Genomic DNA, 25,160 nt, shown 5'->3' with positions numbered 1-25,160 from the left:
CCCGGAGCCAGTTTTGGCCAAAACGGTCTGTTGCCCTGTTTCTGCATGCCTAATCCTTCGGCATATCGCTTGACCCGTGGGCACACGCCGAGGATGTTGCCGCCGTGACCATCGCGGCCCCCACTTCAGATTCGATGCCGTTCCTGCCTGACTCCCGTCAGGCCTGGATCAGGCTGTCGCTTGCCTTGATCATCGGCTCGCTCGGGTCAGTCGGTATGTGGTCGGTGGTGGTGGCGCTCCCGGCCGTGCAGGCTGATTTCGCGGCCAGCCGCGGCGCGGCGTCGCTGGCCTTTACCCTGACCATGGTCGGCTTCGGTGTCGGCGGCGTGGTCGCCGGCAAGCTCACGGACCGGTTTGGCATCGTGGCCACGATTGCGCTTGCCGCCGTTCTGATGGGCATCGGCTATCTCATTGCGTCGCAGTCTACGGCGCTCTGGCAATTCAATCTTCTGCATGTGGTGATCGGGGCAGGCTCGTCGGCGACCTTCGGGCCGCTGATGGCGGAGGCGTCGCACTGGTTCGAGCGCCGGCGTGGTATCGCTGTGACCGTCGCCGCCACCGGCAGCTATATCGGCGGCACGCTCTGGCCGCCGATTGTCAGCTGGGGCATTCTGACTTTTGGCTGGCGGTCGACGCATATCAGTGTCGGGGTCGTTACAACCGTCCTGATGCTGCTGATGCTCGCGGTTCTGCGTGCGCAGATGGGCACGGTCACACGACGTAGTCACGTCAATGCGCCGCCGCCCAAGGTCGATCTCCATCTCAGCAACAACACGCTGACGACGCTTCTCTTCGTGGCCGGCATTGGCTGCTGTGTCGCCATGGCGATGCCGCAGGTCCACATCGTCGCCTATTGCGGGGATCTCGGCTACGGCGTGACGCGCGGTGCCGAGATGCTGTCGCTGATGCTGGCATGCGGCATTGTCAGCCGTGTCGGCTCAGGTTTTCTGGCCGATCGTATCGGCGGCATTCGCACACTGTTGATTGGCTCGTTGCTGCAGGGGTTTGCGCTGCTGTTCTATCTGTTCTTCGACAGCCTGGCCTCGCTCTACATCATCTCGGCGATGTTCGGCCTGTTCCAGGGCGGTCTGGTGCCGGCCTATGCCATTATCATCCGCGAGGTGATGCCGGCCTCGCAGGCCGCGACGCGTGTCGGTATCGTTATCCTGGGCACGGTGGGTGGCATGTCACTTGGCGGCTGGATGTCCGGCGTCATCTTCGATGCCACGGGCTCCTACGCGGCAGCGTTCATGAATGGCCTCGCCTGGAATGCGCTCAACGTCACCATCATCACCGCGCTGATGTTGCGCGCGCGGCGCCGCACGGCTTTCGCGCCGGGCGCATCGGTCGCTTAAGGCGTCAGATCCTGCACTGGCGGCATCGCCGGAAGTCCATCGATCGGCACGGCTTCCAGCGAACGCTTCGCCGGGCCGTTGCCGAACATGCAATCCAGCGTTGGCTCGGCAATCGCCGTCATGGTGTGTCCGATCAGGGGACGTTTTTCCGGCGGCAGCCAGTTCTGGTTCAGCATCGGCACGCCACGCTCAGTGACCCCGTACAGAATGGCGTCGAGAATATCGCGATCGCCGATCTCGCTGATCAGCGCGGTGCGGACGCAGTCGCAGATCGCTTCGGGATGCGCATAGCGCGATACCATGAAGGGCGCGCAGAGCCGAATGAACTCGCCGCGCGGATCGGGCATCAGGGACAGACGACGTGCGTCGGCCATCGCGACTGTCGACACCCCGTATGCCAGCAGGCTGCTCAGGACAACAGCAGGCAGTGTTCTGAGGGACAGGTATCGCAACAAATTCACCCGGGAAGTAACCGCAGGACGAGAGAAGTGCAGGACATACTATAGATGACGAGCGGTGCGAATGTGAATGCCGCTGTGAAGTGTCACACAGCCTCGCCGACTTTCAGCAGCATGCAGCCGCTGATCTTCAGGCTGCCGTCTGGTTGCGGTTCCAGCGTATAGAGCGCATCCCATGGCACGCCATCGGTATCGACGATATGGACTTTCTGCTCGATGGTGCCATCGGACGTATTACTCTCGGTGAATTCGAAGCTACGATGACGATAGATGGGCGCATAGGCGTTGCGCACCATGTCCATGAAGCTGTCGGGATCGGTGAAAATGCTCTGGATGCCGGGGGCCGCGAACCCATAGGCAGTCACAGCGTCGTCGCGCGCCAGCGCATCGGCTTGGGAGCTGATGATCTTCTGTGCCGCCGCGACATCGTCCGTAGCACGGACAGGCGACGCGAGGCCGATCATTGTAGCGATCAAAAAGAGGAGGCTGCGCATAGGCTCACTTGCTCAAAGTGTTCTTGTAGATGACGCCGTCCTTCATGATGATTTTGAAATTGCTCGCGGGATCGGCAATCAGGTTGATGTTGTCCAGCGGATTGCCGTCGACCAGCAGTAAATCCGCGAGCGCGCCCTGTTCCACGACGCCGAGCTTGCCGGGATAGGGATTGCGCTTGCCGGACAGTGCCAGCAGTTCGGCGTTTGTCGATGTCGCCATGACCAGGGCTTCGGCGGGGGTGTACCACCGCGTGAGAGAGGCCAGAATTGCGCCCTGTTGCTGCGCCAGCGCGCGAGAGAACAGTACGTCGGTGCCCCACGCCGTCTTGATCTTGTACTTCCTGGCAAACTCGTAGGACCTGGCTATGCCGGGCCAGACCTCATCCGCCTTGGCTCTCTGGACTGAACCCACCGGAAAGCCAAGCCTTAGGTCCTCGGGGAGGGGCTGCAAGCTCAACCAGATGTCCTTCTCGGCAAGCAGCCTGGCGGTCGCCTCATCCATCAGCATGCCGTGTTCGATGCACTTCACGCCAGCGGCAACGGCTCTCTGGATCGCCGCCGGAGTAAAGGCGTGCGCGGCGACATATGTGCCCCAATTCTCGGCCGCTTCAACGGCAGCGCGTAGCTCGGGCTCGGTGAAAGTGGTTACGTCGACCGGACTGAAGGGTGACGACACGCCGCCGCCTGCCGTCAACTTGATCTGGGAGGCGCCCTGCATCAGCTGTTCGCGCGAGCGCACACGCACCTCGTCAGGGCTATCCGCGACGATGGCACCACCGACCTGCTCCATGCGGGTGAGCATGCCGCCAATTGTGCGTGGTAGATCGGTTAGCTGACGGAAATCCCCATGCCCGCTCGTGACAGTGATCATGGCGCCGGACGGATAGATGCGCGGGCCCTTGACGATGCCCTCGTCGATGGCACGCTTGAGGCCGAACACCGGCCCGCCAACATCGCGAACCGTGGTGAAGCCGCGCATCAGAGTGTCAGTCGCTTCGTTGCCGGCCAGCAGATTGTTGTAGCCGACGTCACCGAAAGCCTGTGCCGGCGTCACCCGTATCAACATCGCGTGCCAATGATTGTCGATCAGGCCGGGCATCAGCGTAAGCCCGTTTCCTGCAACACGCTGAGCGTCTGCGGCTGCTATCGGTGCTGTAGAAATACGCTCGATGACGTTGCCCTTGACGAGCACATGTGACGGAGCGGAGAGAGTGGCGTTCTTTCCGTCGAAGATTCGAACATTTTCGAAGAGCACATCGCCGGCGCTCGCGCCGGTGCAAAATGTCAGCGTGAGAATTGCTGCGAGCCGTCGACTACCTACAGGGAACAACATGAGCGTTCTCCGAGCAGTGAAGCCTGCACTATGACAGATGTAGGCGTCCACTTGAAGGTGGCACCGCCACTGGTCGATCTGCGATCCGGCTCGTGCTACGGGGTATCTGCTCGGCCAGATGTGAATATATCTGGTTCCTCAAGCTCGTCTGGCATCGCCCACCCCTCAGCCATCAAAGCGAAGTGAAGCGCGTTTCGAACTTCGGGCGGTTCAATTTTCCCGACAGTCGCGTCATTCAGAACGGCGATCAGCTTCGCCCACCGCGGCGTTGTCTTGGCTTCGCTGTCTACGTAACGCTGGACCCATCTGATCGCCGCCAGGAGAGAAAAGATCGTGCGGTTCTTCGCCGGGGTTTGCCCGGGCGCCTCAGGCATCAATCGAATTGGTTCAAAGATCATTTGCACACAAACCGACTGCGGAAATTTGTTTCATCGTGCCACAGAGCCGGTAATACGCAATGGGTGCCGGAATGCCTCGAAGCAACTGCACGCCGCCCTGAAGGTCGTGATCATCTCAGCCTATGGGGAGGGCCTCACCTCGGCGGAGTAGAACAATCTCGCGCCATGCGGTATAAAATCGGCATGAAGCCCACGAAGTCGTTGAAGAAGCAAGCTGAGAAAGCCGAGGCTGTAGCGCACCGCTCGGAAGACACCGAGCATGCTGAGCAGATGCACAATTTGGCTGAAGCATTCCGCGCGCAAAGCAGTGCGCTGAAAGCTGCAAGGAAGAAGGCGAAAGCGAAGAAGTAGCTTCGCCTTAACCCCGGCCGCACAAGCTAGTCATCAAGTTTCTCAAAGATGATCACGCCAGTCTTGGGATCGGCGTGAAAGTCCATTTTTTTACCGTTCTTGATGCCTTCACCCTCCCATCGGCCATCGTCGGCCTCGAGCTTGGAAACCAACGAGTAGCCAGACTGCAGGACCTTTGCGATCACTTGCTCCATTGGCATCCAGTCTGGCCTAGGCTGGTCAGCTCGCGCCATGGTGAAGGTGCCCATCAGCACCGAGCCGCAGAGAGCGAATGCAGCTAATCTGTTCATTCTAAACCTCTCATGTTTTCTTGGAGCCCAATCGAAAATACGGGCGAATGAAAGCTACCATCGCCATCCGCAACGACGACGCCCGCGGTGCCACCAACACACCCAGCGGCGCCCGCGCCGGGAACGTCTTCGCCAGCCGGGTCCGTGCGGCGGTCCCCATTGCACCGGCGTGATGAGACCAGCCCGTTTTTCAGTGGCTCCCATGACGGGTGCGACAGGCATCGCCTCTGTAGTATCAACGAAGCGAACGCTTGCGGCACCGACCGCGGCGAGCGCTATCACGTTGCCCGCTAAACGAAGGAATGACCGGCGGTGAGGGATTTCAGTCATCCATACCTCCTGAGTGTAGGCCATCGGCTATAACGTCAGATTAGAAAAGCTTTCCGTCAAGCGGCATCGGTTAAAACCCTAGCTTTTAGAGCCGGCGGCGGTCCTCGATCGCGGCCTTGTCTTGCGCGCCATGGCCGAGACCTACGGCAATTGGCCGTTTCAAATCGCTATTCCTGACGATGACGAGACTTGCATCGGCGCGACAAGTTTCTGTTCACGGGAGAAATTGTCGCTGCGTATGCTTGGCGTCAGCGTGATGCATGAACGTAGGAGATGGGCTGTTTTCTGCTTCACCCATCATCGAGATGCAGAAGCGCTGCGTAATGCATTCAAGGGTAGGTGGGTGCACACGCATTTGTGGCGCTCGGCAGAACGATAGGGGCCTCATGATATCGAAGTGGTCCATGGAGCAACGGCGCCGTCGTAAAGCTGAGCAGGCGACGCAGCCAAGCGCGGTCGACAAGGAGATGCTGGATCTGATGGGGCAATTACGTCGCTACGTCGGCGGCAATGGAGTTGATCGACAATCCGCGCGCTCTAGGGCTAGTTGTGGCAGACGAGGATGTGCCTAATCTAGAGTAGATGTTCGAAGGACTAATATCTTTAAACAGCTCTGTGGGAGCTTCTCAACGTTCCAATCCTGACGCTAGGTTCAAGGCCGCGCGACCGAGGCAATCTGGTGGGTCTGGTGTCACATCAAGTGAGCGATGAATCGTCTCGACGGTTGAGCTCGCCCTCGGGTGGAGGTGAAGTGAAGCGGCCAGATAATACGTCTTCGCGACTGGAATAGGCAGTCAGCAACGTCAGACACAGTGCGGTAAAAGCCATGAGAAGAAGCAGAAGCTCCGGATTCATCTCGTTTCTGACTCATCAGCGCGTAGTTGGCCAATCGACTCTCGCAGAGATCTCAACGTAATCGCAATGGTCGCGCATGGGCGACCATATCGGTGGCCCTCAATCAAAATCGCGCAGGTACTTTATAAGTAGAACGTTGGCGCAAAAGTCATTGCTCAATGAAAACTCAGATTTGACGGCTGTCAACTCGCACCGGGTGATGCTGCCTATCCTGCCAATAAGGTCATCTGCACGCCGGACGGTATCCGGTGTGTGAAATCAGACGATGGCGACCAAAGGACAGGAGAGAATAATGAAGGTGGTGATCCTTGCAGGCGGCTATGGCACGCGCCTCAGCGAGCATACGTCGGTCGTTCCCAAGCCTTTGGTCGAAATCGGCGGACGTCCAATACTCTGGCACATCATGAAGCTCTACTCGCATCATGGTCTGAACGAATTTGTGATCTGCTGCGGCTACAAGGGCTCGGTGATCAAGGATTACTTTCTGAACTATCTGCCGCACCAGGGTGATCTCACCGTCGACCTGCAACGCAATGATATCGAAATTCATCGCAACACAAGCGAGCCGTGGAAGGTCACGCTCGTCGATACCGGCGAGAAGACCATGACAGGCGGGCGATTGAAGCGCGTGAAGGACTATATCGGAAACTCGACGTTCTGTCTCACCTACGGCGATGGCGTGAGCGACGTGAATGTGCAGGAGCTCGTCAAGTTCCACCACGAGCAAGGAGCGCTCGCGACGGTAACAGCCGTTCAGCAGCCCGGCCGCTTCGGTGCGATTAATTTGTCGTCGGAGCGTCCACGCGCGGCCCACTTCCGCGAAAAAGATGCGCGAGACGGACAGGTGATCAATGGAGGCTTTTTTGTCGTCGAGCCCGAGGCGCTTGACGTGATTGATGGTGACAGCACGAGCTGGGAGAACGAACCGTTGGCTCAGCTCATCGATCGAGATCAGCTCGCGGTCTATCGACATCACGGCTACTGGCAAAATATGGACACTCTGCGCGACAAGGCCGTTCTGCAGGAGTTGTGGGATACAGGAAACCCTCCGTGGTGTGTCTGGGATCAGATATCCACGGGTCCGAGGTCCAATATTTCGCGTATGTCTGATCCGGCATTTTCCGGTCAGACTGTTAAGTGAGGGCGAAATTATGCGTGTGTTATATACAGGAGCTGATGGCTATATTGGCGCGGTACTTGGGCCAAAGATTCTCAGCAGCGGTCATGATGCAGTTGGCATCGACACAGGCCTTTATCGCCGGGGCTGGTTGTTTGATGATGGTTGCACACGGCCAATGGTCATTTCGAAGGACACTCGTCAACTAACGACGACTGATCTTACTGGAATTGACGCAGTTGTGCATCTTGCCGAGCTTTCGAACGATCCTCTCGGCGAGAATGACCCTGGCATGACCATGGAGATCAATCACGAAGGCTCGGTCGCCTTCGCAAGGAAATGTAAGGATGCCGGCGTTCAACGATTTGTCTACGCGTCATCATGTAGCATCTATGGCGCGTCCGGCGATGAGATGAAGACCGAGACGTCATCGGTCGATCCGCGCACTGCTTATGCCAAATGCAAAGTTCTAGTTGAGCGCGACGTAAGGGCAATGGCCGATTCGCGCTTCACGCCAGTGTTTCTTCGCAACGCCACGGCATTCGGCGCTTCGCCACGGCAACGTTTTGATCTGGTCTTGAACAACTTGTCCGGCTTCGCATACACCTCTGGAACAGTGCGTGTCATGAGTGATGGGTCGCCTTTACGACCGTTGGTGCATATCGATGATATTTGCCAAGCGATTGTATGCGCATTGGAAGCACCCCGCGAAGCGGTGTGGGGCGAGGCCTTCAATGTCGGCGACGAAACGCAGAACTATGCGGTCCGCGATATTGCGAATATCGTCAACGAGATATTCGCCGGCTCCATATTGACCTTTGGGCCTGCTGGCGCAGACGATCGTAGTTACCGCGTTTCGTTCGCAAAGATAAAACAGCATCTGCCAAGCTTTTGCTGCAAATGGGATGCGCGATTGGGAGCACTGCAGCTAAAAAGCGTCTTTGAGCGCATTCAGCTTGACGAGAAAGTTTTCAATGCGGCGCCCTTTACGCGATTGGCTGAACTCCGGCATCTGCGGGATACAGAACAATTGGATCCGCGGCTTCGTTGGACGCCAATGAAGGACATGTTCCCTGCAGTCGCGGCGGAATGACTGCCAACTAACCGCGACGTTTCCGCGCAGTCTGCATGTGTGCACCCTCGTGCCGAGTAGAATAAAGGTACTACAATCCAGCCGAGTGCGCGATTGTCGATATCGCGAGTGCATAATTTACGCGTGCGTACCTAGATTCATACGGGTCGTCGAAAAGTTCCATTTGATTCAATGAGTTGACAAGGGGGCGTTCGTAGGTATTCTTGTTGCATTGCGGAATATTAAATTGAGCGGCGGTAGAGGGCGCCCGAAGCAGAATTATCACCGCATAAACACATTGGATTACGCATACCAGGGGTTGGTGTCGTGTCAGTAATCTTAGTGGTCGACCAGCACAGCGTCTATCGAGCCGGCCTCAAGGACGTTGTTGAGGCAAGACTGCCACACTCCAGAGTAATCGAGGTGTCTCGCCTCGAGGTTTTCGAAGCGGATGATTGTTTCGACTTGATCCTGATGGACCGAGCAAGCCTCAACGACCTTTCGCTTGAGGTGCTCGCGCAGGTTTACGAGCGAAGACCAGCAACGCGCGTTGCAATCATGTCGACGTCAAATACCCGCGCTGACGTATTTGGTTGCCTCTCGGCTGGGTTTCACGGATTTGTTTACAAGCTACAATCCGACGAAGAGTTGCTGACGGCTATCAGCGACCTGCTCACTGGACGCATCTATGTTCCACGATGGCTCGCAGATGGCGATCATGGCAGCGTTGGCAGTCAGCGTACGATGACGGTCGATGTTGACAAACTTCGTTTGACGCGTCGCCAGCACGACGTGCTGCCGTTGCTGGCGCAGGGAATGTCGAACAAAGAGATTGCACGTGAGCTGAGCATCGCCGAGGGCACGAGCAAAATTCATACAGCTGCACTTCTTCGGGCGCTTGGCGCTCGCAATAGAACCGAGGCGGCGTTCATGGCCGCAAAGATTGTTGGACCGAAAGAACGTACTACTAGCCGCGCTTCCAGCACTCGTTTCATGATCGAAGGGATGGGTATGAATGGCGGCCGATCACGTATGAGATTTCCGGCATAGAGGTTGCTGTCGTTGATCCCGGGTAACCTGCAGCTATCCCAGCGCTGGCGACTTGCCCGGCGTGGGTTCATACAGCAACGCGCCGCGCCAGATTGTGATCGCCCCAAACGTGATGATCATAGCGGTCCCCGCGCCATAAAGCCCTATGAGCGGAAGACAGAGTGACTGGACGACAATCAGCCCAGTAACCGATGCGAGATTGGTGAGCGTCATAACGCCATCTCGGCGAGCCGTAAACAACGCCATAGCTCCAAAATCTGCCACGTTGCGCACTGCCATTCCCGCCATGATAAGCCAGAAGGCCGACAAGAAGTTTCCGATGGCTGGTTGCTTCAAGCACGGCAAGACGAGATAGAACGCCAATCCGGTCGCTGCACCCAATGCGATTGTCGAGAGCAATGTCGTGACTAGAAACGGCATCAGCAGCTTCTGGTGTTCTGAATCGCCGCCATGATGGTGTGCCTTGATCAGTATGGGGCGCTGTACCTGCAGGACGGCAATGCTCACGAAGGTGCTCACGGCGTTTGCGGCCGACCAATAGAGAAAGTAAATGCCGGTTAGCTCCAGCCCGAGGAAAAACGAAACCAGATAGCGATCGATATACTGGCTTGCAACAAAGCCGAGATCGCTCAGGTAAATGACGAAACCTTTCCTGATCGTGGAGAAAATTCGTTGTGGGTCGATCGCCGTCAGCGAGGTTGCTGTCCACGGCCACAGTCTGGTTGTCCAGAAGAACAGAGCCAAGGCCACGATACTGCCGGCGAGCCAGAAGCACAGCAACGCGGTCATGGATCTGAGTTCCGGATACCAGATGGCCAGTGGGGTATAGACCAAGACCCAGAGGGCCCCGCGAATGAAGGCGCTTATGTTGGCCAGAAGGGGCTTTTGCAAATTTGATAGTAACTGGAAAACGTCGTTGCCGAAGTGCTCTAGCAGCGTAATCGCAATGACCAGCGACCATATGCTCGATCCGTTCAGAAAGTGCGTGACCGGAAAGGAAATCGCCAGCGCCAGGGCGTAAACGATGGTGACAAAGGACCAGTAGTGCCGCAGCAGGTCGGTCAATTCAGCGAGCGGCAGCGTAACTGCATCTCGCACGATGAGGTGGACCATGCCCATTCCGATTAGGCTCGGTCCCACGGCGACAACGCCGGCGCAGAGTCCAAAGACCCCTAGCGATGAAAGATCAAGATAGCGGCCGACAAAGATGGCGAGTCCAAACTTGCATGCCAAGATGGTTACCCGCATCCCGAGGATAGCGACTGAGGTGGCAAGAAGCCCCGTTCTGACCAATGGCATGCGCTCTTTCGATTGGTGAAAGGGCTTCACTCTCAAGCGATATGCCGCTTCACCCGGTCACGCTTCTGGATGACCTCAAAAAGCAGCGTGAACCACTCGATGGGGCCATCTGTGAAGTCCGCATTCAATCATAAAAGGTCAGTGCATAATTGACGGTCGTCACAGAATTCGAAGATGACATCGATGCGTGAATCGCGCATATTCCGTGCGTGATAGTAAATACGTAGAATGCTGCGCTCGGCGGCAATACGCCAATATTATAGGCGCTATCATAACCAAAAATGTGCGCCAGCTAAGCGCAGTATAGTTTTCCCGACATTCGGTCTAGACCATCAGGCCAAGTTGGAACCATAGAAAACTTAGCGCACGAGCCTGAATTTTCTTAAAGTTGTCTGCATGCCACCTTCAACGCACGCTTTAACGTTGAGGGTTGGACCAATGCCGCTAGACATGGTTTCCCTAAAGCCGTCCTGCACACGTACGCCGATTGGTCTTACTGTGCTGCCCAGCAAGATAATGCTGGATCGTACTCCCACTCCGACGATTGTTCCGCGGGGCAGAGCCCTGTTCTGGGAGGGAGAGCAACAAAACCAGAAGATCGAAATCATCGAAGGCGTCGTGCGGGCAGTGCGTCTGCTCCCCGACGGCAACCGGCAAATCCTTGCCTTTTATTGGCCAGGCGATGTTGTCATGCCCACCCAGCAGGCGTGCCAAGAATTCACAGCTGAAGCAGTCACGGACTGCCGAGTCATTCGCACCACCGTTGCTCGCGTTTGTCATCAGGGCGAGCCATGCGGGACTCATCAAGTTCTGTCGGAAACACTCTCTCTTGTACTGACGATGAGCCAGCGAACCTGCGTCGCCCGGATTGCCTGGCTTCTGCTTCGCATTCAACCTCATTTGCGCGAGGACCCGAAGCGTCCAAAGGCGCTTCGGCTGCAACTATCTCGGGCCGATATCGCCGATCATGTCGGAACATCAATTGAGACTGTCTGTCGGGCACTCGCTGATTTCAAGACGAAAGAGCTAATTGATCTGCCCAGCCGAAAGACCATTCGCTTCATCAATCAAAATGGGTTGATGAAGGTCGCCAGCGCAAGGTCGCAGAGATAGCGGATAGTGTGGTGAAGCTCTCAAGATTTGGTAGGAGCAGATTCAATGGATCCGGTGGGCGATCGTAAGGCGGCGGCGAGACTGGAGCGACCGCACGGTCAGCACGAGTTCGGCGTACCGTCCTCCTTGTCAGTGATTTCCCCGCTCGTAGCGACGCTTGACCTGATATGGATTACAATCCTTTCCGTCGCGACGGGCATCATTTACGATGCTACCGCCGTCGCTGGCTATAGCAGCGTAGAAAACAATCTGGGCTCGGGAATGGCTGTCGCCATTCTGTATTCCGCTATTGCTCATGTTTCGAAGCTGTATCAAGCGTCCAATCTGCTGCGAGGTCGGTGGCAGGTTGGCAGATCCGCACTGACATGGTTGGCCGTATTTGCATCTCTCGCGGCTCTCGTTTTCTTGCTCAAGAGCGGCTCGACCTTCTCTCGTGGCTGGGTTTTACTTTTCTTTGCAAGCGGCCTTGTTGTTTCTTCCGTGTTGAGAGTCATCGTCGCGGAACTATGTTCCTATGTCATCCGCTCGAAGCTTATCCGGCCGAACCGGATCGTTTTGGTCGGTCTGGAGGAGGAGCTCGTCGGTAACGCAACGCTGAGTAAGCTTGAGTTATATGGCTACTCGGTCTGCAAAATCGTATCGCTTCCAATGGGGCCCGGCCAATTGCTCGATCCCGCCATCCTCAAGGAACGCATGCGCGAGCTCGTTCGCTATGTCCGCCAAACCGGGGTGGACGAGGTCGTGATTGCAATGCCCTGGGCATTTCTCGATGCGGTCGGGCAAGTCGAAAACGAGCTGCGTGTTCTCCCGATTCCAATCAAACTCGTTTCGGATCAAAGGACAGCTCGCCTGCTGGATCGCCCGCTGTTCGATTTTGGCCCGACAAAGGCCCTGCAGCTGCAGCGTGCGCCCCTGAGTGCCATGCAGCGGACAATGAAACGATCCATGGACCAGCTGTTGGCCGCATTGGGGCTCATTGTCCTGCTGCCAATGTTTGCGATTATCAGCATCGCAATACGCCTGGAGTCGCCGGGCCGATCGTTATTTCTGCAGCAGCGGGCGGGCTTCAACGGAAAGCCGTTCAAGATCTATAAGTTCAGGACGATGAACACGCGAGACGACGGGCCGGTCATTGTTCAGGCCAAGAGGAATGATCATCGCATTACGCGGCTGGGAGCGCTGCTACGAAAGCTCAGCATTGATGAGATACCGCAGCTATTCAACGTACTTCGCGGGGAGATGTCGCTCGTGGGGCCTCGGCCGCATGCATTGGCACACGATTCTGAATACGATCAGCTCATTGCAACCTATGCCATGCGGCACAAGATCAAGCCAGGAATTACAGGCTGGGCTCAGGTCAATGGATTCAGAGGCGAAACTCCAGAGATCGGCATGATGAAGAAGAGGGTCGAAAGCGACCTGTGGTATATCGAATCGTGGTCGATCTGGCTGGATCTTCGCATCCTGGTTTTGACGGTCTTTCGGGTGTTGAAGACTGACAACGTTTATTGATGTGTTGGTGAAGCTTGTTGCACGGGCGGCAGTGAAACCTCAGAACGCGACGCCTGCTGACGGCCAGTTCGGAGAAGCCGCAAGTTTTACTTGCCGACCGCGTCGCTGGGATGTCGGGCACCTTAGCACCGAAGCGAGATTGCGGGCACCCCCGTCATTTGATGAGCGCTGCTGTGCGAGCCGCATTGAGCGTAAGCGCGATTGTCATTGCGCTATCGGGGCAAAGTCTCGTTCAGCTATAGGGCGTCAATGCGCTTCTGTGCACAAGGTCATCACGGATACTGTGGCGGGGATGATCCAAATGGAGACATCGCGCTGCTGAAAAGCCGCGACGAAGGAAAGAATGTCGATCTCCTACCACCAACTACCATCTAAATCTGTCGAATCACGCAGAAATCTGCCATTTTCATGTCTTATGCTATCTGCGTGATGTGGACTGTCGACGTATGTGGTACGCCGCCAGCGCGGCCGTGGTGGTCGATCCACGATGTCTTTGCTCCCCTTAAGCGGATCTGCAAACTATGTCTTTGATACAGCACATCTTCGCAGTTTGGCTTATCGCGCATTTGGCGTGGGCGGCACTTGTGTTGCAAAGGGAGTTGCAGAGGTCGCGGACGACCTTCTGTGGGATCGGTAGTCGGTCGGGCGACGATGTCTCGAACGCCTCACGGGGCAATCTGTAAGTTTCGATTTTATCCTATCGTGGATTCAGCATAGCGCGAGTTGCGCCGATTTCCGGCTGCAGTATTGGAGGCTCGTGGTTTGCGTCGGGGTCTAAGCAGCGTCTTCGTGATCTGAGCGCCGGCTGGCGCGGTTGCCCCGCTGCTTGTTCTATCGCCATATCGATTGAACACGGGGCGGACGGGCCGACCGATCAGATATGTGTCAATTCCGTCTTCTAGCGCTTTGCGATACACGTGGAGCGCTTGATCAACTGCATCGATCGTTTGATCGATATCGTCGTCGGAATGGGAATAGCTCGTCACCAGCGAAGGCGCGATAATTCCGTGGCGGCAAAGTTCTTGCAAGAACAAGGTGCGGTATGGCTGCGACGGTATCCCGTCTCCATCACAGCAACTGTACACGAGATTGGACGGGCGCCCGGCCAGCTTGAATAACTGGCTCAAGCCATGGCGTGCCGCCGCGGCATCCACGCCGGCTTTCAATCGATCGCCTTGACGTTCCAATGTCTCAATCACGGCTTCTTCACGATAGACTTCCATCACAGCGAGCGCGGCGGCAAGTGCATGCGTTTCAGCGCCATGTGTCGTGGACAGCAAAAAGACGCGTTCTTTGTCGTGATCGCGACCGCCCTGCATCATAATCTCACGCTTGCCCGCCAGCGCTGAAATGGCAAAGCCATTTCCAAGGGCTTTGCCGAAAGTGCTCAAATCCGGCGTTACCTTGTAGAAGTTCTGCGCCGTACGTGTCGGCCATCGAAATCCCGTGATCATCTCATCTAGGATGAGGAGCGTTCCGTTGCTCGTGCAGAGCTGGCGAATTCCCTCCAAGAAGCCTTCGGTAGGCGCAACATCCCTTTCGGCCTCTAGAATGATGGCGGCGATCTTGCCCGGATAGAGCGCAAACAGCACTGCCACCGATGCCAGATCATTGTAGCGAAACGTCAATGTGAGGTCTTTGATCTCTTCGGGAATGCCGGCGGCCATCTGCGACGTGCCGATCGCCCAGTCATCATAGGAGTAGAAAGGATGGTCGGAGCAGAGCGCAACAATGTCCCGCCCTGTGTAAGCCCGCGCGAGCCGGATTGCAGCCGTGGTCGCCGTAGATCCGTCCTTGGTGAATTTTACCATCTCGGCGCCTGGAATGACCTCCAGAAGGCTTTCCGCACATTCGACTTCGAGTGGCGACGGCCGGGTAAAATTCGACCCATGTCGTAACTCAGCCGCCGCAGCTTCAATAACGGGGGGGAAGGCATGCCCCAATCCGACGGAGCGAAGCCCCATGCCATATTCGATGAATTCCGTACCCTCAGTATCCCACACATGGCAGCCCAGTCCCTTAGCAACGAAGGCTGGGGCTGAGACTGGGAACTGGTCGTCACCCTTTGCATAAGTGTGGGCTCCGCCGGGGATTGCCGCATGCGCTCGGATCCGCAATTGCTCGCGAACGGACGCGTCAGTGGATGAAACTCCATTCTCAAAAATGCTGTCGGCCATGAAGGTAACCTCTATCGACGCAACAATACAAAAGTGTGCAATGATAATTTGTCGCAGCCGAAACGGGTAGGAAACTTGCGCGTCGTCAAGTCCGAACACGTTTTTGACGAAATTAACGCGCGATCGCTGACCGGACGAGCGCAATACGGTACGAGACCCGCTTAAGCCGGGCCGGAAGGGGATTCCCCTGCGGAGGCGGACCGATACTCGCGCTGCGGCGTTGGACGCGCGGCCACGACGGTCCTCGACTATTGAGCATTGTCATGTTCAAGCGAGTGGGGAGAGTTAACATCCATGCTGCTCACGACGATCAGATGTGGATGACGCCGCTATGGATAAGCTGAACTCACAAAATATCTTGGCTGATACCGTGATCTCGAAGGGCGAGCGCCGGAGGCTCGATTGGCCGAAGGCGGTAGTCCTGCTGGCAGCCGGGGCAACCATCGCCTGGATCTATGTGCTGGGCCGGGCATGCGTTACGGCTATCCAATTTGCCATTCTATAGAATGTTGGTCATCCGTGCGTTGCGCCACTACGCAGAGATTGTGACGCGCATGTAGCTGTCGTTTGGCGCTCCAGGCGGGTATGAAACTACTTTGTTCGCAGGCCTAAATGATCCTTACCGAGACAGATCTGGCAGGCGCTTTCGTCATTGACGTCGAGCGACACGAGGACAGACGTGGATATTTCTCGCGTGTGTTCTGTGTTGAAGAGCTCTCCGCTCCTGGGCTGGAAACCTCGATCCGGCAAGCGAACCTGAGTTACAACTGTAAGGCAGGAACGCTAAGAGGACTGCATTTCCAATACCCGCCATACGCAGAAGAGAAATATGTTCGCTGCGTCAGGGGCGCTGTTTTGGACGTTATCGTGGATCTTCGTCCTGAATCCAATACCTACTTGAGGCATGTTTCCGTCAAGCTTTCCGCCGAAAACGGTCGCGGCCTTTATATTCCGAAGCGATTCGCGCATGGTTTCATCACCTTGGCTGATGACACCGAGCTTCTTTACTTCATGAGTACGTCTCACATGGCCGGCGGCGAGGGAGGCATCGGATATCAGGATCCGCTCCTCGGCATCAGCTGGCCGGCTGTTTCGGTAATCTCCGAGCGGGACGAGGCCTGGGCGCCTCTCAAAGGCCGCGAAGCGGAAATGCGGGCGCGCATGTCCACGCCCGCGAGCAGCGAACCGGCGCACAGTCTCATTCCGATGGCCGACTAACATCGAACAAACGATTGCCGCAAGGCGCCGCGCCAATCCGCAATCCCATCCGTCAAATAAAGTAGTTATGATAACTTGACAGAGGTCAAGTGAACGGGTGCGCAGACAAATACGGTGCCGGTGCGAGATAACGCGAACGCGCATCAGGAGCGTACCCATGTTGAATCAAGAAGTCGCTGTGCAGTCCTTCAATTCGGCGGCGACACCGTCGTCGCATTCGGATGAAACATGTACCTGCAGATTCTGTAGTGCTCCTCTGGAGAATGTGTTTCTCGACCTTGGGATGTCTCCTCTCGCAAATTCCTATCTGAAGAAGGATGACAAGGGAGAAAAGGAGAAATTCTTCCCGCTGAAGGCCTATGTATGTAGCGAGTGCCTTCTTGTTCAGTTGGAAGAGTGGGAAAGCCCGGAGAACATCTTCGGCGATTACGCGTATTTCTCGTCATACAGCGAATCATGGCTTCAACATGCCAAGAAGTATGTCGACAACGTAATCACTCGCTTTGGCCTCGGTCCAGATACGAGCGTCGTCGAGATCGCAAGCAATGATGGATATCTCCTGCAGTACTTTGTCGAGCATGAGATCCCGGTCCTCGGAATCGAGCCGGCGCAGAATGTTGCAGCGGTCGCCAGAGCGCGCGGTATTCCCACGCGCGTCGATTTTTTCGGTGAGCGGTCAGCCAAAACGCTTCGCCGCGAAGGGCTGCGTGCCAATCTTCTGATTGGAAATAACGTGCTGGCGCATGTGCCAAACCTGAATGATTTTGTCGGCGGGATCAGCATTCTCCTCGATGATCGTGGCGTGGCGACAATGGAATTCCCGCACCTCATGCGGCTGTTTGACGAATGCCAGATCGACACGATTTATCATGAGCACTTTTCCTACTTCTCGTTTCTGACTGTTGAAAAGATTTTTGCGTCCCACGATATGACGTTGTTCGATGTTGAGGAGCTGTCGACCCACGGTGGTTCGCTCCGGATCTATGCACAGCACACTGGTCGCGGACGTCACGCAATGTCGAGCCGGGTGTCAGCGTTGCGCGAAAAGGAGATCGCGGCGGGATTCGCCAATCTGGAGCATTATCAGGCCTTCGAGGAACGCGCCCTGGAGACGAAGCGAAAGCTGATCGACTTTCTGGAAACAGCAAAACGTGAAGGCAAACGGGTCGTCGGATATGGAGCGCCGGCCAAGGGAAACACTCTGCTGAATTACTGCGGTGTCAGCGCCGACCTCGTCGAGTATACGGTCGATAAGAACCCACACAAGCAGGGGCATTTATTGCCCGGCACGCACATCCCAATCTATGAGCCGGAAAGGATAGGGGTGACAAAGCCGGACTATATCCTGATCCTTCCGTGGAATCTGCAACAGGAGATCATCAGCCAGCTGTCATTTGCCCGCGGTTGGGGAGCAAAATTTATTGTTCCTATTCCGGAGCCTGTTGTCATCGCGTGACGATCCGAACGTCAGAATACAGAGTGGAGTGAGACCTGGCGATGCATGATATTGTTCGGAAGGTGGTGTCGGGTCGACTTGAGGGGGGCACCGCGACGACCGAGCTATCGGCCGATCGCAGTGGTCAAGCCATGCATGACTTCATTGCAGATCTCTATCCGATTTGCAGGAGCATTACCGGCGAGGGGGTTCGCGAAACCCTTCGTCATATTCAGAAGTATGTGCCGCTTACCACCTGTGAGGTGCCGTCCGGTTTGAAAGTTTTCGACTGGACGGTGCCATCTGAGTGGAATATCCGCGATGCTTACATCAAAAACAGCGCGGGAGAGCGCATAGTAGATTTCCGCGCGTGCAATCTTCATGTGGTTAGTTACAGCGTGCCTGTCCATGTGCGCCTTAATCTTGAAGAACTGAAGAAACACCTCTTTTCAGATCCAGACCATCCGGACGTCATTCCGTATCGCACGTCGTATTATCACGCCGCCTGGGGATTTTGCGTCACACATACGCAGTTGCTGGCGCTCAAAGAAGACGAGTACGAGGTTTGCATCGACTCGATGCTTGAACTCGGGCATCTGACCTATGGAGACTTACGGCTGCTAGGGAGCTCACCGGAGGAAGTCCTTATATCCTGCCACGTGTGCCATCCATCTCTTTGCAATGACAATCTATCCGGAATTGCTGTTGCAACAGCGCTCGCGCAGTATTTGCGCAACATGGATCTGCGCTACTCTTATCGATTTGTGTTTATCCCAGGCACAATCGGATCGATCACCTGGTTGGCGTTGAATCAAGCGCATCTCAGCCGGATCAAGCATGGCTTCGTTTTGACGTGTGTGGGCGACGCTGGGAGCCCGACATACAAATTAAGCCGCCAAGGCAATGCCGAGATCGATCGTGCGTGGACCTATGTATTGAAGCAGGGTGGCGAGCCCCACACAATTCAGCCGTTCTCACCATTTGGCTATGACGAGCGGCAATATTGCTCACCCGGCATCAATCTCCCGGTCGGCTCATTCATGAGGACGCCGCACGGGAAATTCCCCGAGTACCATACATCGGCTGACAATCTGTCATTCGTGAAACCAGCATCTTTACGCGATTCATTGGACAGGGCAATCGCGGCGATCGATGTGATTGAGAACAATCAAAAATATACCAATCAAAAGCCAATGTGCGAGCCGAAGCTCGGTGAATATGGTCTTTACAGCACCATTGGCGGGCGCTCTGCTGGTGAGTACCAGTTGGCGTTGCTATGGATTCTGAATATGTCGGACGGTGCAACCTCTCTGCTCGATATCGCCGAACGCTCAAGTCTGCCCTGGGGGACCCTTAAGGAGGCGGCTTCTGCATTACAGTCCGCCGGCCTGGTGCGCTGAGCGGGCCAGCGTCTGCCGCGTGCGAGTGAGCTAGCGCGGCACATGCTGGTTCCGAACGGTGGGGAGTACGGCGATCGTAATTAGATCTTTGTGCTATCGCTCGCGCAGACTTTCTTGTTTGTAGCGCAGCAGCGGGGATATGATGTAGCTGATAATCCGACGTGATCCGGTGTTGATCTCAACGGTGACAGCCATGCCGGCCGAAAGATCAACGGTTCTATTTTCTACATCCATCTGTTTGCGATCCACCGATACGCGTGCGGAATATACGAGCTCCTGACCGGCCGGTTCGCTGCTGGCAGTGTCTGTAGCAGGTGAAGAATCGGCGCCCCGGGCAGGCGGCTTGTTGCGGGTGATGGCATCCTTCGAGATGCTCAGAATCTTGCCGCTCAGAAGGCCGTAGCGCGTGAAGTTGAACGTATCGACCTTGATAGCCACGTCTTGGCCCGGTTCGACAAATCCGATGTCCCTGTTGGAAATATTAGCTTCGATTTCCAGGCGGCTGTCTTCCGGGACAATCAGCATGAGAGTCTGGGCCGGAGTGGCGACCCCGCCAACAGTGTGAACGGACAATTGCTGGACGGTACCGTCGATAGGAGCCGTCAAGGTCTGTAGCGCGGTGCGGCGCTCCGCCTTGATGACGTCCTGCGTGAGGCCCGCGACCTTCTGTTCCGCTTTGGCCAGTTCCTCGAACAGCGATCTTTCATATTCTGCGACCGCCTTCGTTCGCATTTCGACTAACACCGCAATTGCAGCCTCCGCTTCGCTATGGCGGCTGTCCTGTACGGTCAGCTCCTGGCGTTGGGTAACCAGGTCCTGCAGTTCGGTGAGATAATTGATCTTCGAGCCCAGGCCCTTCTGAAACAGCTGCTCCCGGATTTCGACCCTTTGCTGCAAGGGATTCAAGACGGCGCGCAATTTCTCGCTCAATGCCTTGGAAGTCGCTCGCTCGGCCTCCTTTTGTGCAATCTGGCCATTGATGGTTGCGAGTTTGGCAGCTTGCTCGGCGGTCTGGCTGATAAGAAAGCGCCGGTGCATCTCAACGAGGGCCGAGGGCGCATTGCTCGGCGAGGCAAATGCATTCAGGGGAGTCTGCGCTTTACTCAAAGCCGCCTTCAGCCGTGCCACGTCAAGCTCCGACCCAAGGAGGTCACTTTTGAGGTGGCCAAGTTCTGCGGTGCTCATCGTGGCATCGAACGCGATCAAAGGATCGCCGCTCCGCACGGCCTGGCCGTCCGTAACGCTGATCGCTCGAATGACACCGGCTTCGAGAGGCTGGATTGATTTCGTGCGTCCGCTCGGGACGAACTTCCCCGGTGCGGTGGCCACAATATCGACGGTGCCGAATGTCGCCCAGATGAGCGTGAATGTGAAGATGGAAGCAATAGTATACGCGACTGCGCGCCCGATTGGAGACGGAGGGGTTTCCACGATTTCTAGAGCAGCGGGCAGGAATGCCAATTCATGAACATGAGACGTCTGATCCCGCGGCTTCAGGCTGGCCACAGCATTACCGAATCTTCGGGCCTGACTGGACATGGCGGCGGCACCCCGTCGTGCAGTGACCAGAACCGCGACTTGGCCCTGGGGGCTATGCGACGCAGCCTGGTCGAGCCGACGTGGCTTCTGGAGGATGCGTGTCAACACCTTGCGAATCCTCAGGATCGACGCGGATACCGGAGATAGCTTTCGGATTAGAAGCAGGCGGCCATCCCAGAATGAGGTGAATTGTGCCTCATTCAGAACGCTTGGACGAGATGCACCAGCATGGAGAACGACGACCTTCTCGCCGGCGACGCTGCCGACAATCGAGAAACTGCCATTGCGAAGAGGAATGATGCCCGGAAGTGCATATTTGGGAAGGTCAATCCACCTTGTTTCGATACATCGTGCGGACAGTTCGGCCTTCCGTGCGTAAGCTAGAATACTTGCAACATCGATGGGACCGTTGTTGCTGATGCTGCGCAGCAGGGCAACGTCGACCTCCAATCCGGCCAGGCGTAACAGCATCTCCAGGGCAAAGAAGCCGGGATCGTCGCTAGCGTGCAAGGATGTGGTCTTAAGTACGGTCAAACTGCGTCTCTCGCTCTTGGGATAATTCGAATCCCGAATACAGAATAATCTGGCAATGCGTCGAGACAGGGATCAAGCCGGGTCATGAAATCCCGCCTGCAAACGATAAAGCTTGGCATAGCGCCCGCCGGCTTTTATGAGGTCCTGATGGGTGCCGTCCTCGACCAGCCGTCCATTCTCGATCGTAATGATGCGATCGGCCATGCGGAGGGCGGAAAGGCGATGAGCAATAATGAATACTGTACGCCCCTTGGCGATTTGCGCCATATTCTTTTGGACGATCCGTTCGCTTTCGTAGTCGAGCGCGCTTGTAGCCTCATCGAAGATCAAAATACGGGGATCAGTTATGAGAGCGCGCGCGATGGCGACGCGTTGGCGCTGGCCGCCCGACAATGTGTTGCCCCGCTCGCCGACGACAGTATCGTAGCCTTCCGGAAGCTCGAGGATAAACTCATGGGCGCCCGCGAGAGCGGCAGCTTCGACAACTCTTCCGGCAGGTGTCGCTGGATCAACCAAAGCGATGTTTTCGCGAATGGAGGCATTAAGCAGAACGCTATCTTGCAGGACAACGCCAATCTGTCGACGAAGCCAACTTGGATCGACCTGTGCGATGTCGACGCCGTCGACCAAAACCCGGCCCGTTTCGGGGACATAGAGGCGCTGAACCAGTTTCGCGAGCGTGCTCTTGCCCGACCCGGATGGGCCAACCACTCCAATAATTTGTCCAGCAGGACAATGGATGTTGATGTTGTAGAGGATTTCCGGCCCATCGATGCGATAACGGAACGTTACATGTTCAAAGCGGACGTCCCCTCTGATGGCCGCAAGCGACATCCGACTGGGCATATAGGCTGGCTCCGGAGCGGTATTCAGGATGTCACCAAGCCGGGCAACCGAGAGGCGTGTTTGCTGAAAGTCCTGCCAGAGTTGGGCCAGTCTGAGAATTGGTGCGTTGACACGGCCCGCGAGTAGATTGAAGGCCACCAGTTCGCCGACGGTTAGGTCACCACTGATGACCAGCTTGGCACCAAAGTATAGAATCAGCGCACTCACGATTTTGCTAATGAACTGAACGAACTGGCTGGTGAAATTGCCCAGACTGAGGACGCGAAAGCTGGCAGACACATAGGCTGCCAGCTGCTCCTCCCAGCGCCGCTGCATCTGGGGCTCGACCGCCATTGCTTTCAACGTTTCGATGGCAGTGATACTTTCGACCAGAAATGCCTGGTTCTCGGCGCCGCGCCTGAATTTTTCATCGAGCCGGTACTGGAATAGCGGCGTCGCAACGGCAGAGATGACGATATAAATGGGAAACGCGGCGACTACGATCCACGTGAGGAGTGGCGAGTAAACAAATAGAACACCGATGAAGATGACCGTGAAGAACAGATCGATGGCGACGGTCAAAGACGAACTGGTGAGAAAATTCCGGATGTTCTCCAGCTCACGGACGCGCGCTACGGAGTCGCCGACGCGTCGGGTCTGGAAATAACCGATCGGAAGCGCCAATAGATGCCGAAACAACCGGGCGCCGAGCTCGACGTCGATGCGGTTGGTGGTGTGAGACAGGAGATAGGTCCGAAGAATCGAAAGGATGGTCTCGAACAAGGCGATGGCAATTAGGCCGATCGCGAGCACGTCGAGGGTGCTCATACTGCGATGAACAAGAACCTTATCGACGACAACCTGGAAAAAGAGCGGAGAGACCAGCGCAAATAGCTGGAGGAAGAACGAAGCAAGCAGAACTTCGCTCAATAGCCAGCGGTACTTGTAGATTGCCGCGATGAACCAGGTGAGGTCGAACCGCCGAGCCAGATCCGAAAGGGTCGCCCGTTTCGCCATCAAGAGAAGCGGGCCGTCCCATAGGGTTGTCAGCTCGGATGGCGTCATCATTGTCGGCTGCGATCGACCCGGCTGTAGGACGATGACCCTCTCGGGCTCGACCTTGCCGAGCAGGAGGAACTGACCGTCCTTGAGAAGCGCCAGGGCCGGCATTGGCACCTTGGACAGCCGCACCCAACTGCTGCGCACAATGCGCGCCTTCAGGCCGAGATCCTTGGCGCAACGGAGCATTTCAGCCACGCCGATGAGCTTGTGGCCGAACTGATGCCGAATGCGCTCCGGGTCAATGCTCAGCCCCTGAAATCTGAGCATCATGACGAGAGCTATAAGACCGCCGTCGGACTTTGCTGCCGTTGGCTCGAGGTGCTCTTCCATTGGTCCCCTCGCGCCGCGCGGCACCTGTGCTGCTACCATGTCGAGCTCGAGCCGCAGTAATGATCCGGTCCAATTCTGGCGCCGAAATAGAGGAGAAGTTCAGGCAGATGTCGTTGAGAGAAGACTCTATTGCACTGCGCTAAGCGGAGTTGACGCCCGTCAATATCACCGTCGTACCTACGCATACGCTTCGTTCATAGGTCGTTTGAGAGACATCTGAGAGATGGCTTCAACCCATAAAGACGAGGTCATTACGCATGCCCGCCAGTAGCGCGTTCCGCAACGAGACCATCGTGATGCTAAGGCCGTCGCAGGCTGAACGTAGCGCGGACGGGGTCCCTGATATTCAACGGCCGACACTGAGTTGCGCTGCGGATCAGTTGGAAAAGATCCTTGTCGCGAATAAATTCTTCTTCCGGAATGGCGGCTCAGAGGCCGTGATGTTCGACGAAATGGACTGGATGAAGGAGCGCGGCATCGACGTCGTGGAGTTCTCCATGCGCGACAGTCGCAATCGTCCGTCGAATTACGAATCTTACTTCGTTTCCGAGAAGAGCTACAAGGCGGGGTCAAGGATTAGCAAAATAAAGGCGGCGATTTCCTTCGTTCGGTCTCAGGAAGCGGTAAAGAATATTTCCAAGCTCATACGCGACGAGAATCCCAGCCTTTTACATTGCCACAACATTTACCATCAGCTGACGCCGTCGATCATCAATGCCGCTGCGCGGCTTTATACACCGGTCGTTCTGACGCTGCACGACTACAAGCCGGTTTGCCCGGTCTACACGCAGCTGTCGAATGGTGCGGTCTGCACGGACTGCACCAGCGGACGCTTCGAATCGATCTTGCATAAACGATGTGCGGACGGGTCGCTGGGGCGAAGCGCGTTACTTTGGGCCGAAGCGCGGTATCACGCGGTGGCGCAAAGTTATCAACGTGTCAGTCAATTCATCGCACCCAGTCGATTCATGCGTGACGCCGTCGCACGCCGGTTCGGGGACGCGAAAGTCACGCATATTCCCAATGGTATCGACGCCTCCGCGATCCAGGTATCTCGTGAAGATAGCGGCTATGTCCTCTATCTCGGGCGACTTTCGGCAGAAAAAGGTGTGGCCACGCTGCTGAAAGCACATGCCGCAGACAGCGCCACTTGGCGGCTTGTCGTGGCCGGGACCGGGCCTCTGTTATCTGAGCTCCGGACGCAATTTCCAGACGCCGAGTTCAAGGGACATCTGGCTGGTGGAGATCTGACGAATGTCATTCGCGGGGCCGCCGTCGTCGTGGTGCCTTCGGAGTGGCACGAGAACAGCCCGCTCTCGATCCTGGAGGCGATGGCGCACGGAAAAACGGTTCTGGCATCGCGAATTGGTGGAATTCCCGAGTTGGTCAGAGACGGATCGACCGGGCTGCTATTTGCCTCGAAGGACGTTCACGACCTATCGAGCAAAATTCGACTGCTGCTCGCAGACCGGGGCCTCCGCGGGCGGCTTGGTGCTGAGGCCAGGAAGGTCGTCGAAGCCGAATACTCGCTTCAAGCCCATGGGGCGGCGCTGCTCGCGCTCTACCAAAGCGTCGTGAATCCCCCGAAGGAACAGAACAGAGTCGGAGTATAA

The 25,160-nt window shown here is 56.5% G+C and carries 21 protein-coding genes; 13 read left to right on the top strand and 8 right to left on the bottom strand.

Features of this window, described 5'->3' with window-relative positions:
• The first annotated feature begins 134 nt into the window (after nt 1-134).
• Complete coding sequence (locus AB8A33_RS18830) at nt 135-1,355, top strand: MFS transporter (protein WP_439095976.1); 1,221 nt, start codon at nt 135-137, stop codon at nt 1,353-1,355.
• Here AB8A33_RS18830 and AB8A33_RS18825 read toward each other — a convergent pair.
• The 3 genes from AB8A33_RS18825 to AB8A33_RS18815 all read right to left on the bottom strand — a co-directional run bounded on the left by AB8A33_RS18825 (nt 1,352) and on the right by AB8A33_RS18815 (nt 3,640).
• Nucleotides 1,352-1,729, bottom strand: a complete 378-nt coding sequence (locus AB8A33_RS18825) for a hypothetical protein (RefSeq protein WP_439094120.1) — start codon at nt 1,727-1,729, stop codon at nt 1,352-1,354. The two genes, AB8A33_RS18830 and AB8A33_RS18825, sit on opposite strands and share 4 nt — an antisense overlap.
• A 170-nt stretch (nt 1,730-1,899) precedes the next feature.
• Complete coding sequence (locus AB8A33_RS18820) at nt 1,900-2,307, bottom strand: DUF4864 domain-containing protein (protein ID WP_439094119.1); 408 nt, start codon at nt 2,305-2,307, stop codon at nt 1,900-1,902.
• Nucleotides 2,308-2,311: 4 nt separating this feature from the next.
• Nucleotides 2,312-3,640, bottom strand: coding sequence for an amidohydrolase family protein (locus AB8A33_RS18815; protein ID WP_439095975.1), 1,329 nt, complete (start codon nt 3,638-3,640; stop codon nt 2,312-2,314).
• A gap of 92 nt (nt 3,641-3,732) precedes the next feature.
• Between AB8A33_RS18815 and AB8A33_RS18810 the strand changes: the two genes are divergently transcribed.
• The gene (locus tag AB8A33_RS18810) at nt 3,733-4,389 is read left to right on the top strand and encodes a hypothetical protein (protein ID WP_439094118.1); all 657 of its coding nucleotides are present in this window, start codon (nt 3,733-3,735) and stop codon (nt 4,387-4,389) included.
• 26 nt (nt 4,390-4,415) lie between these two features.
• Here AB8A33_RS18810 and AB8A33_RS18805 read toward each other — a convergent pair whose 3' ends face one another.
• On the bottom strand, nt 4,416-4,679 hold the full coding sequence (locus AB8A33_RS18805; RefSeq protein WP_439094117.1) for a PepSY domain-containing protein: 264 nt from the start codon (nt 4,677-4,679) through the stop codon (nt 4,416-4,418).
• Nucleotides 4,680-4,726: 47 nt separating this feature from the next.
• Between AB8A33_RS18805 and AB8A33_RS18800 the strand changes: the two genes are divergently transcribed.
• From AB8A33_RS18800 to AB8A33_RS18785, 4 genes are all read left to right on the top strand, one after another.
• A complete protein-coding gene (locus AB8A33_RS18800) occupies nt 4,727-4,852 on the top strand; it encodes a hypothetical protein (protein ID WP_439094116.1) in 126 nt (41 codons plus the stop codon).
• A gap of 1,304 nt (nt 4,853-6,156) precedes the next feature.
• Complete coding sequence (gene rfbF, locus AB8A33_RS18795; RefSeq protein WP_439094115.1) at nt 6,157-7,005, top strand: glucose-1-phosphate cytidylyltransferase; 849 nt, start codon at nt 6,157-6,159, stop codon at nt 7,003-7,005.
• Nucleotides 7,006-7,015: 10 nt separating this feature from the next.
• A complete protein-coding gene (locus tag AB8A33_RS18790; protein WP_439094114.1) occupies nt 7,016-8,074 on the top strand; it encodes an SDR family oxidoreductase in 1,059 nt (352 codons plus the stop codon).
• A gap of 306 nt (nt 8,075-8,380) precedes the next feature.
• The gene (locus AB8A33_RS18785; RefSeq protein WP_439094113.1) at nt 8,381-9,103 is read left to right on the top strand and encodes a LuxR C-terminal-related transcriptional regulator; all 723 of its coding nucleotides are present in this window, start codon (nt 8,381-8,383) and stop codon (nt 9,101-9,103) included.
• A 33-nt stretch (nt 9,104-9,136) separates the two neighbouring features.
• On the opposite strand, the gene AB8A33_RS18780 is transcribed toward AB8A33_RS18785, so the two are convergent.
• Nucleotides 9,137-10,402, bottom strand: coding sequence for a lipopolysaccharide biosynthesis protein (locus AB8A33_RS18780; RefSeq protein WP_439094112.1), 1,266 nt, complete (start codon nt 10,400-10,402; stop codon nt 9,137-9,139).
• Between the two features lie 516 nt (nt 10,403-10,918).
• Here AB8A33_RS18780 and AB8A33_RS18775 point away from each other — a divergent pair.
• A complete protein-coding gene (locus AB8A33_RS18775; RefSeq protein WP_439094111.1) occupies nt 10,919-11,515 on the top strand; it encodes a Crp/Fnr family transcriptional regulator in 597 nt (198 codons plus the stop codon).
• 45 nt (nt 11,516-11,560) lie between these two features.
• The gene (locus tag AB8A33_RS18770; RefSeq protein ID WP_439094110.1) at nt 11,561-13,027 is read left to right on the top strand and encodes an undecaprenyl-phosphate glucose phosphotransferase; all 1,467 of its coding nucleotides are present in this window, start codon (nt 11,561-11,563) and stop codon (nt 13,025-13,027) included.
• A 692-nt stretch (nt 13,028-13,719) separates the two neighbouring features.
• Here the strand turns inward: AB8A33_RS18770 and AB8A33_RS18765 are convergent.
• Nucleotides 13,720-15,204, bottom strand: a complete 1,485-nt coding sequence (locus tag AB8A33_RS18765; protein WP_439094109.1) for a glutamate-1-semialdehyde 2,1-aminomutase — start codon at nt 15,202-15,204, stop codon at nt 13,720-13,722.
• 331 nt (nt 15,205-15,535) lie between these two features.
• On the opposite strand from AB8A33_RS18765, the gene AB8A33_RS18760 reads away from it, so the two are divergent.
• The 4 genes from AB8A33_RS18760 (at nt 15,536) to AB8A33_RS18745 (ending at nt 19,257) form a co-directional block, all read left to right on the top strand.
• Nucleotides 15,536-15,709, top strand: coding sequence for a hypothetical protein (locus tag AB8A33_RS18760; RefSeq protein WP_439094108.1), 174 nt, complete (start codon nt 15,536-15,538; stop codon nt 15,707-15,709).
• 107 nt (nt 15,710-15,816) lie between these two features.
• The gene (locus AB8A33_RS18755; RefSeq protein WP_439094107.1) at nt 15,817-16,422 is read left to right on the top strand and encodes a dTDP-4-dehydrorhamnose 3,5-epimerase family protein; all 606 of its coding nucleotides are present in this window, start codon (nt 15,817-15,819) and stop codon (nt 16,420-16,422) included.
• A gap of 157 nt (nt 16,423-16,579) precedes the next feature.
• Complete coding sequence (locus tag AB8A33_RS18750; protein ID WP_439094106.1) at nt 16,580-17,878, top strand: methyltransferase domain-containing protein; 1,299 nt, start codon at nt 16,580-16,582, stop codon at nt 17,876-17,878.
• Between the two features lie 41 nt (nt 17,879-17,919).
• The gene (locus AB8A33_RS18745; protein WP_439094105.1) at nt 17,920-19,257 is read left to right on the top strand and encodes a DUF4910 domain-containing protein; all 1,338 of its coding nucleotides are present in this window, start codon (nt 17,920-17,922) and stop codon (nt 19,255-19,257) included.
• Between the two features lie 93 nt (nt 19,258-19,350).
• Here AB8A33_RS18745 and AB8A33_RS18740 read toward each other — a convergent pair whose 3' ends face one another.
• Both AB8A33_RS18740 and AB8A33_RS18735 read right to left on the bottom strand, forming a co-directional pair.
• Nucleotides 19,351-21,330: an HlyD family type I secretion periplasmic adaptor subunit gene (locus AB8A33_RS18740; protein WP_439094104.1), complete on the bottom strand. Its 1,980-nt coding sequence runs from the start codon at nt 21,328-21,330 to the stop codon at nt 19,351-19,353.
• Nucleotides 21,331-21,402: 72 nt separating this feature from the next.
• The gene (locus AB8A33_RS18735; protein ID WP_439095974.1) at nt 21,403-23,547 is read right to left on the bottom strand and encodes a type I secretion system permease/ATPase; all 2,145 of its coding nucleotides are present in this window, start codon (nt 23,545-23,547) and stop codon (nt 21,403-21,405) included.
• A gap of 257 nt (nt 23,548-23,804) precedes the next feature.
• Between AB8A33_RS18735 and AB8A33_RS18730 the strand changes: the two genes are divergently transcribed.
• Nucleotides 23,805-25,160: a glycosyltransferase family 4 protein gene (locus AB8A33_RS18730; RefSeq protein ID WP_439094103.1), complete on the top strand. Its 1,356-nt coding sequence runs from the start codon at nt 23,805-23,807 to the stop codon at nt 25,158-25,160.

This window comes from Tardiphaga sp. 813_E8_N1_3 (assembly GCF_051811025.1).
GTDB lineage: Bacteria > Pseudomonadota > Alphaproteobacteria > Rhizobiales > Xanthobacteraceae > Tardiphaga.
Note: the sequence above shows the minus strand (reverse complement) of the source record. Positions and strands in the feature narration are given on the sequence as shown.